This is a genomic window from Kaistella palustris DSM 21579, assembly GCF_000422265.1.
GTDB lineage: Bacteria > Bacteroidota > Bacteroidia > Flavobacteriales > Weeksellaceae > Kaistella > Kaistella palustris.
The window spans coordinates 1-10,332 of the sequence record NZ_AULL01000006.1; the positions used below are offsets into that span (position 1 = coordinate 1).

At 42.0% G+C, this 10,332-nt stretch carries 4 protein-coding genes; 1 reads left to right on the forward strand and 3 read right to left on the reverse strand.

The features are described from left to right. Positions 1-1,857 (reverse strand): glycine-rich domain-containing protein (locus tag H562_RS15285; protein ID WP_394330160.1); only part of this gene is annotated, 1,857 nt, incomplete at its 3' end. A gap of 363 nt (positions 1,858-2,220) precedes the next feature. Then, positions 2,221-9,282: a T9SS type A sorting domain-containing protein gene (locus H562_RS0100980; protein ID WP_027375803.1), complete on the reverse strand. Its 7,062-nt coding sequence runs from the start codon at positions 9,280-9,282 to the stop codon at positions 2,221-2,223. 569 nt (positions 9,283-9,851) lie between these two features. Between H562_RS0100980 and H562_RS15590 the strand changes: the two genes are divergently transcribed. Beyond that, positions 9,852-10,013: a hypothetical protein gene (locus tag H562_RS15590; protein ID WP_156831938.1), complete on the forward strand. Its 162-nt coding sequence runs from the start codon at positions 9,852-9,854 to the stop codon at positions 10,011-10,013. Between the two features lie 88 nt (positions 10,014-10,101). Here H562_RS15590 and H562_RS14430 read toward each other — a convergent pair. After that, the coding region (locus H562_RS14430; RefSeq protein ID WP_034690355.1) for a transposase at positions 10,102-10,332 on the reverse strand (231 nt) is incomplete at its 5' end.

Consider the following 10,332-nt stretch of genomic DNA (forward strand, 5'->3'; position numbering starts at 1 on the left):
ATTTGATGCATAACCCCACTGAGCAGTAAAGCCGCTGCAGGTTGGACTATACGCATTCGCGGTACTTGGAATTGCGACTGATGATGTCGCGTACGCGGTTACAACCGAACTTGCACTTGTACCACAAGAATTATAGGCCCGAACTCTGTAATAATAAGTAGTATTTGCGGAAAGGCCAATAATATTTTTAGACGTCACGTTGCCGACATCAAGGTTGCTGAAGCCAGTTACATAAGAAGCAAACGAATTGACTGTTGAAACATCTAAATAATAGCCCGACGCATTTGCACTTGTTGACCATTTGGTGGTAATCTGTTCGCACGTCGCTCCTGATCCAGGATTTGCTGTCGGTGTAACTGGGGGAACACTTACTCTTATTTGCACACTTTGATTAAAAACCTGTCCACAATTTGGAGTAGCACTTGTAACAGTAATTCCAGTAATCACCAAATTTTTATAATCGTCGCTGATATTCAAAACAGCAGACAAAAAACTCGCTGCTCCTGAAGCATCAGCAACTACACCTGTAACCGGCGCCTGCGCTCTCCCACTAATTGTATAGCTCACTGTGGAAGTGCTGTTTGGAATTAAACCTGTGAGTTTTATTGTTGCTCCTGAACCAGCACATACCGCCGAAGTTGAAACTCCCGTAATTGTAGGAGTAGGATTAACTGTAAGTATACCTGTGAATTTAAAGGACTCACAACCGTTTGGTACAATTGCGTAAGGAAAAGATCCCTTTTGACCGGCAGCAAGTGTACCACTTATCTTAATGACATTATTAGCATAAGTAGCTGTTAAACCAGTAGGTAATCCGACTGCAGAAATCGTAGTCACACCTACAGTTGTGTGTTCAATATTTACCGCCGAACTTTCGCAATATACGGTTGATGATGATGTGGTTTCTATTTTTGGAAGGGTGTACGAAATAATAATTCCACCGTTTGCCCCATCACCACCAAGTGGGGACCCATCTAAAAACTTTAAAGCTCCGCCGCCGCCGCCGCCAAACCCACTACCCGATTTGCCAGTTCCCTTCGGAGCGGGTGAAGAACTATTTTCTCCACCGTCCCCTCCTGCACCTCCATAAGTGTTAAACTGTGAAGACGAACCCCCATATCTGATAACGCCCGCGTTTCCAACACCTCCCGGGTAGCCAGCGCCCCCTCCGCCGCCGCCGTAATCTAAATTATTAGACTTTCCACCGTTACCACCTTTTCCTCCACTTTTGCCAGTTGACGTGCTCTTTCCTCCAAAGCCGTAAGTGACGGAATCGTTTTTAACAGCATTATCATTTGCTCCTTCTCCTCCCTTAGCAGTCAAAACAACTGTGGAGCCATAAGTTAATGTTGTATCTGTTCCATCTTTCGAATTAATTCCAGAAGTAATAACCTTCGGTCCTCCACTCCCTCCCTTTCCTATTTTATAAAGGATGTTAGTACCTGGTGATGCAGTAAAAGTTTTTATTTCATAGGCGCCGCCGCCGCCGCCTGCATTACCATATCCCCCTTCTGCTCCGGCAAGCGATCTGTAACCGCCTCCGCCCCCGGCACCCCAAGCTTCTACTGTAATAGTTGTCACACCACAGGGTACGGTCCAGGTAGTTCCATTGGTAAGGGTAACAGTTTGAACTGTCTGCCCATATCCGAAGAAAGCAAGAAGTATAAATATAAGTTGAAAAAATAATTTACTTGTCGTAAAAAAAGAACGTCCAACTGACCTTCTGAAAAAAGTAGATTTTGTACTAGATGTAGAATATGCCCCATGGAAGCAAGCTGGTCTAACAAAACTAATTATTGACGACTCAATTACATCGGACGGTGTAATAATACCACAGGAGTAGATATTTTTTTTCATGTTCGGAATGTCATTTGTGTTCAGCGCTAAAGTAAAATCAATCTTACATTATTTTAGCGCGCACAAAATTAACAATATTTTCGTAAAAGATCCTAAAAAATATAATATTTAATACATATCACTTTTCTGTAGTGCGAAATTATATAAACCTGCCCCCTATATTTGCATATTAAATAATAACATGAACTTAATTATGGCAGTATAAAATTCATTTTAAGTTATGAATACCGAAATATTAAAAATCTAGCTCAGCCGTTTCAAATGTCCTGGTCTTAGCCCAATATGTGGGATATTTAACGTGTTTTCCGAAAAAAAAGTCCCAACCTTCCGAAAAGATTGGGACTTTTTAGTGAGCAGCAGCTCTTACTTTATAATTTTTCGCGCTGTAAATTCACCATTCTGACCGATCCGCAGAATATAGGTACCATTACTTAGCATCGCTGCCTCTATCAACACTATAAACGAATTGGGCTGCACTGAATAAACTAACCTTCCACTGGCATCGAATACTTCTATTGCCGTGATTTTATTGTTTTTCGCCTGTACCACGAAATCTCCCCCATTGCGGTAAACCAGCAGGTCTTCTTTTGAGACAGCATCCGCTGCCAAAACAGTTTCGGGTTTATAAATGATTTCAAACCGTCCCGTAGTTTCACCTGCCGCGCTCTCAAAGGTATATGCCGCCTCGTTTAACCGTGTGATAATATGCGCCTGCTTATCTTTTAAATAAATATTCTGCCCATTTGCAAAAGCACCTTCTTTACCACCCAACGCAATCGTATACGTTCCGGCTACAAAGTGTCGTGTACCTAAAGGAATAACGTCTGAATTCACAAAATTGCTTCGGCCGTTAATGGCTGTTTTCTCTGTTTGAACAATGCTGTAAATTTCATCAGAACCGCCTAATGACCGGGAATCCTCCGGACCAAACATATTATTTCCGCGCTCAAAGTAAACAACTGCCGTGTTTGCAGTGATCCCGCTGGGCGCCGTCAGTTGCAGCCAGTACCGGTCGTCCGTCGCCCTGCCTTTACCATAAAATACAGAGCCGGTGTTATCTGCTGTTCTGGTCTGGTTGGAGTAGTTTAAAATTTTATTGGATCCGGTGGCCCGAACCATAAAGCCCTGACCTACCTTTACAATATGATTGGGCTGCCTTGGGGCTGCTGAAGCACCCTGTGCGGAACCGGGTGCGGAGATTCCTGTTCCTCTGTTGCCGGCAAGGACATTAAAAATGGCATAAGCATTACCCGAATAACCACTTCCTTGCTGCTGATAAGTATCGTTGACCGTATTGTCCCAAAACCGGATAGTGGGTTCTATTGCAAGTTCGTTATCCTCATAAAATGTATTGAGGTCAAGATTAGACGGGTACGGGTTGCCCACTAAATTATACCCAAACTCTGCACCGGAATAAGCCAGGTTATAAGCAATTCTGCCATTAAACAGTTTTCCTTCAAAAAATGCCGTCGGCATGGCACCGGAAGTAAAGGCCGGTTCTTTTACCGCTAACGATCTTCCCGCAATATAAGCCCCGGTTGAGGTACCAAATTTATTGTTTGTCTCGTTATGATACAGTACAAAAGGTGCAGTAACCGCCGTGTTGTCTGCTTTTCTGTAAATTCCCGTTTTTAGGTTAACCCCTTCCACCGGCGATATCAGATAGTTATATTCTTTACGCTCAGCACTTCGGAAAGACAGATTGCGCTTAACCAGTGCAGAACCCATGTTCAGCGCCTCATCATTCACCTGTACTACATTGGCGTCACTTTCCACAACAATTTTTCCATTACTGACGATCGCATCCTGAACAGTTAAACTGGTACCCCCGCTCACGGTCAGAACAGCACCATTGTTTACCTGACAGCTGCACGCCACGATATCTCCCGCAGAAGTGCTGTAGTCACCGGCGAAGATCACAGACTTGGTAGAAGATGGTACCACGCCGTCGGCCCATTCACTTCCATTCCATATAGTACTTGTAATGCGGACAGTCGCAGCTGCGGAATATTGTTCCGGACATGTACCATTCTGTACAACTGCCCGAAAATAGGTCGTCTCGTTCAGCGGACCGATTTCTGCGGAACTCAGCGTATGAGTGAAATTCGAAATATGGACCGCGTCTGCAAAACCGGGATCAGCGGATCGCTGCCAGTATAATATATTTCCGGAGCTTTCCTGTAGCTGCAGGTCCAGGGGAGCGCTGCCTGCACAGATCTCAGGCGAAGCATTTAAGACCGTTCCCCCAACTGAGGGCGGCAGTATTTTTACCGGGCTGTTATTGTCTGCAGCTACGAACCCGTTGGCATCCCGTACTGTTAGAGTATAGGTAATCTCTCCGACCGTCGCGGTCGGAACGGTCACGATCTGGGCGTTTGGCAATCCATTAGACCACGTATAGGTGAAGGGCGCATCACCGCCTACTGTTTCTGCAGTAAGTACCGCTTCTGTATCCTGACAGAATTCACCGTAGCCGTACACCTCCACACTGAAGTCACCTGCCTGAAGTCCGGTAAAGACAGAAGTTTGACCGGGAGTTAAAATGGCACCTTCTGCTTTCAGTGTATTGGGGGATAATGGTGTAAATTTTATCCACGGGTTTGTACTTTGATTAAAAACCCCGTTTAATTGTGCGGCAGCAATCTGGGATTCTGCACCGTAGACATCCAAAGGGTCGTACGTTCCGGTGATCGTAGCCAAGGCGCCCGTGATACCGGTCTGACGAACGTTCCAGTATTTCGTTAAGTAATTCTGAGAACTGTGATTGTCCGGATGCTTTTCATCCCTGCTGTTAACCTCTACAAAAGCATCGGAAAATGAGCCTGAAATAATATCGACCTCGATCGGACAATAGTTTAGCGCGCCAAAAGTCTCCCCAATTGGGAATTTGTATGTGCCTGCTCCTGCATAAGGTCTGCGCACAAAACCGTCACCATCGGCAATGATCATATTATTGACACCGAATACACCGGCGACAGCACTGTTTCCCAGCGTCAGATTTTTGTCTCCTATTTTAATACTGCCCGCTGTAAGTGTTAAAGTACCGTTGATGCGAACGTGATGATTCAGAACCACCAGCCCGCTTTCTTTATTTACAGTGAGATTATCAAAAGTAATTGGTGAATTTCCTCCAATGATCTGATGAGTAGTACCCGCCATATTAACGGTTTTACCTGCAAAACTAACCGTCTGATCCAGAGTTAAATTCCCTCTTATATTTAAGGTAGTTATTGCCGATGCAAGCGTAGCTCCCGCGCCGGAAACTTTTAAATGATGATAACCACCAAATGCGTCGCCACCCGGTGCGGGAATCACTTGATCAATTCCCTTAAATTCGATGGTGTTGGGAATGAGTGTCGTGTACATGATTCCGTTATTGGTCAACGTTCCGGCGATACTCATATAGTTTCCTTCTAAGGCACGAAGACCGGCGCCGGGTGCAATGGTTAGATTGTTGAAATTGGTAGTTCCTGAAATTGTTGCATCAGAGCTGGTGAAAGTAATTTTGCTTGTTCCGGTTCCAGGATTGAAGGTTCCGTTATTTTGCCAGGCTCCCGCTCCAGCCGTAAGAAACAATAGCGAAGTATCCGTAGAATTCACGATACCACCGGTTTCTATAACTATCGCTCCAATAGTCTCCTCCTCATTTAAAGTAGGATCAAAATTTGTTGATTCAGCATTTGGAATAATCACTTTAGTTTCAGTTCCTGGCTTAACGTTTGGCGTCCAATTTTCAATTGTAGTCCATGACGTGCTTTTAGAACCATTCCAAACTACCTGACCAATACCTTGTGTATCATCCAGTGTTATATACACTTTACCAAACTGATTTTCAAAATATTGAGCTACGTTCGCATTAGATATTTCCACCCAGTTATCAGTACTGTTATTACTTGATCTTCCTTGTTCAAAATCTACTGCGCCTTCAACTTTGTGACCCCAAAACACCAACTTCGATTCAGTATTGTCATTCAGTTCACTATCCAGATAGTGCTGACGAATAATTGCCTTGGTAGCTTCCGCGCCGGTTTGTATAATATCATAGTACCGTTTGATCGCTCCAGTTCGCCAGGTGGGGTTAATTCCCAGAGTTAATTTTGCACTCATTGTTTCCGGGAGTTTTGTGCCGCCGCCCGGGAAGATTATGGAAGAATTGGGATGCCCAAAAGTATAGAGTTTATTGGTCGTAAATGAATTTCTTCTGATAATTCCCGATACTTCACCAACTCCGGTATTGGTTCCGTTCTCGCCCATGGTTAAAGTGAAGGCACCCATTGACAAACTTCCCTCAGTTGAACTGGCATTTGCTTCTGGCAGATTTAAAATTCCATTTACAGTTACGTTTGCAAGCGCCTTAGTTCCCAACTTTGACGACAGCGTAAGATTGCTATAAGTTCCCGCTACAAGTTTTTGTGCAGTTAGAGCATTCATATTTAGGATACCTTTCCCCGACCAAATTTTACCTGCTGGGAAAGGGGTATCACTGGTGTTTTGCGTAAGAATCGTTCCATTATTGATGATATATGATAACGATCCGGTCAAGGTATTAGTTCCTAAATCCAACGTCTGTAACTCATAAACCTTCAGCGAGTCATTAACTGCAATGTTTGTGAGAAGTGTGACCTTATTTCCATTTGCTCCAAATAAATCCAGAACTTTAAGAGAATTTGCAGCGGCATCAAAACTTAAACTTGGATTCTGCGTTCCTCTTACCACTAATTTACTGTTTCCCTCACCTGTCAACCCATTCGTAGTTGTGTTCATCACACTTCCTGCAATCGTTAAAGTTTTATCTTTAATGGCTAATTTACCACCGTTAAAAAGCAATCTATTTTGAACAGATAAATCACCTGATAAACTTGCATTTCCTTGCAGAACGAAATCTTCAGCTACTCCATCGAAGGATACCGTGTTTGGTGCTACAGGATTTGCAATCACCTCAATATCATCAATGGCAAATTCATCTTTTAAGCCCGATGTAGGAGTTGATGATCCCGTCCATCTGATATAAAAAAACTTATCCTTAGCAATATTTAATCCGGTAATAGTAGTAACTCTGTAATATGCTTTCCATCCTGGCGCTAAATCTGCCGCAGCAGGAGAAACTACATCTAATGATGCGTCAGCAGTAGAAAATCCAGTTGTTCCAGTCTGATCAGATGAGTAATTAAATGCTATTTTACTGGAAGCCGCTTGATCATTATATACATAAACTTTATAACCAATATTTAGGCTGGTTATAACAGCAGCATTTTGATTTTGAATTTTTAAAGTAATTGTTCCGGGATTAAAGTCTGCAGAGGTTCCGGTGCCACCAGGTTGAACTCCCAAAGTGTAGTTTGGAGTATCAGTTCCAACATTAAATGCGTAGATTCCTGTATCATCCTCCTCACCATCAGAAGGACCATTTTCGTAGCTGCTATCTTCCACACTATTACCTCCAAAAGCAATATTTCCACCTGAAAAACCTGAAAATGCCCATGAATTGGAATCCAATTGTCCGCTTTCTACAATATTAGACATACCAATTCCTTGAAATGTATCCAGATTGACTCCGTCAACGGTATCATCAAAATTTATTTGATAAGAAGTATTTACGGCTTTAACCTGCAAACCTGCTGGCCTGTTTAAAGTAGTAGCGGTACCAGTTAAACCTGCATTACGATAATTTTCAGTTCCTGGAAGACCATTAAATTCTATTATCGAAATATAATAGGCCGTGCTTGGCTGCAAACCGGCAATCTGAATAAAGTTACCACTTCCTTTGTAAACAACATAGTTATCCGTTCCAATTAAAGATCCTGTTCCAAAAGTTGGACTAGCATTATAAGTTGTGGCGTCAACAGGAACTCCATTAACTGCAGTCGCTGGTCTAACAAGTACTATTCTTTGATCTCCATTACCAGAATTTGTCCAACCCAGTCTAAAACCAGTTGAGGTAATATTGGTAAAAGTAGGAAGAGTAGCATCTGCAGTTGGTTCAGTTGCTAGAACACGTCCTGTCACTCCAACTACTTTTGTTGTAAGAGCGCCTGTGGTAGTGTGCGTAATATTTCCAGTATAATTTCCTGCAGGAGCAGAAGCTTTAATTCGCGCACGTAAAGTGATTGGCTGCCCGGTTAGCGTACCGGTACCAATAGTGTATGGCAATGTGATATTATCCGAATAAGTACTTCCATCTTTTGAAATCTCAAAATTTACCGGTGCAGTAAGTATCGCGGATGCAGTAAGGTTACTACCTGATATTGTATAGGTATCAGTTGCAACAGAAGCAGTTCCTTGCACAGTAGAAATAAAAGGTAAGATCGTTTTAGATAATGTCAATACCGGAACTCCGGAAGATTCAATTTCAAAATCTACAGCATTTGATATAAACGACCCATTCCTCACCGTTATCGGTATCATTCCTGGCGCTGGAAGATCAGTTCCCGGAATTGAAGCCGATATTTGATTGGCGGAGATATACGTAGTATTCCTCAATAACCCATTCCAATAGACCTTACTTGCATTAGTGAAACCTTTTCCGTCAACAGTTAAAGTAAATGCACCAGAATTTGCAATTTTTGAATCTGGATTAATTGAAATTATTTCTGGAGTTACTACACTGACAGAAATATTATCAAAAAAGGCAGTTTGATTTTTGGCAGTTGCCGCATTCCAATATGCTCCGGTCATCGTTAAGGCTTCATTAACAAAATCGGAGTTCGCAACTTTGCCTTGAAAAATTAACGTTCCGCTTTTCGGATCATTAAAGGAAGTTGAATTATCTTTTCGAACATACATTGACCATTCATTATTTGCAGGATTATATTCAACCCGAATACTTGAATATTCACTTCCAAAATCAGATAAACCAGACGTTGAAGAACTTAGTTTAGTATAGTAAGTTTGTATTCCATTATTGTAGGTAACAAATCGTATTGCATCTTTAGTACCAGACTGCCCGAGCATAATTGCATACCCTTTACCCACCTTATTAGTAGAACCATCTGTTCCAGCTAAAACGTAACCTACGCCAAAAAGACCATCAGTCAATCCAGCCGGATTTGTTCGGATCTGGCGCATATTGAAAGTCCAAGATACTATACCTGGATTTTGACTAAGAATTGGATTGTAAGCGGGTAAAAAATTAGATGTCGATGTACTTGCAAGCACCCAACCTTTGACGTTACCGATTGAACCGACATCATTGGTCAGCGTCAAAAACCCTTGGTCGATTTTGGCTCCCAAATCATTCCCGCTTCGGGTAACAGTCCATCTCGAACTGCCAATAGGTCCCGAGGTCGTATAAGCTGAATTCTGTGGCGTTCCCGGAGCATTAAAGTTTTCACTAAAAACAGTTTGCTGCGACTTTAATAGGCTTGACGACAGCAGAAATATGAGGCTTAAAAAAAACAAGAATCGCGTAAAGAAAGATTTGATCATAATAAATACATACAGTGTTTGACTTTCGGTTTGTGGCAAATGTGCTACATGACCTGTAAATGATAACTAGACTGCCAATTTTTATAGAAATACATAATGCTACAAACTGACAAAAAAATGACAGTCAGCTGAAAGAAATTCGGGGGAAACATCCGGAGTAAAACACACAAGATCAATGGCCGGGGGTGGGGAAATAATAAACACGGGGGACGATAATATCTTGGTAAAAAGAATACTGTGATCAGTTGCGAACGAAGGAGGAATATTCATGAAAAACTTTCAGTCTATACATCATATTCACCATATTGTGTTGAAGCGTCAAAGATAAACGTTTTTAAGTGACAAATAAAAAATATTTTACACAATAAAAAAATGCAGTTAAAAAACCTGGAAACGCCCGACTGACGCAGAGATTGTTGTTTTTAACAAGAAATCTTTTCGGTTTTATGCTTTAAAATGGCAAAAAACACCGGTGAAAAAACGCTTTTCACACCTCCTTTTCACACTAACTCAGTAATGGCATATTAAAAATAACGACCTTAAACTTGCAACCGCAGATGTAAATACAGATGACCGTGCCAGCAGGTCCGTCAGAAATTCCAAAATTATCGCCGGTGGCAAATGAACAGGATTTATTCCTGCTGAATTTAATTTTTAAAATAACAGCAGGCAGCAACGTGCGGAACTACGAAGCTTTGGACTCTGCTACAAAAGAAGCCGTCTCAAAATAAAATTTGAGGCGGCTTTTTTTATTCAGTTTTAAGATTTTAAATTGGGATAGGTGTGCTTTTTTTAGAATAGTCTAAAAAAGTGCTCCTTTTAAGCACTTTTCTTTCTTAGATTGTGTGCTAAAGCATGTAATCCGAACTCTAATTCCGCTTTTTCTATTCCGATGTGCGTAAAACGTTTGAAGTTCCGGTTAGATTTGATATGTGCAAAGACAGGTTCTACATCGGCAGTCCGTTGTCTTCGTTTTATTTCACCTATTTCGCTCAAGAGATTTTCCCGAACTCTATCCTTATGGCGTTCTAAATTTTGGTTCCGTTCTAT

Bases quoted from the DNA above. Each gene is read 5' to 3' on its own strand.
- H562_RS0100980 (WP_027375803.1), bottom strand. From the start codon at position 9,282: ATGATCAAATCTTTCTTTACGCGATTCTTGTTTTTTTTAAGCCTCATA.
- H562_RS15590 (WP_156831938.1), top strand. From the start codon at position 9,852: ATGACCGTGCCAGCAGGTCCGTCAGAAATTCCAAAATTATCGCCGGTG.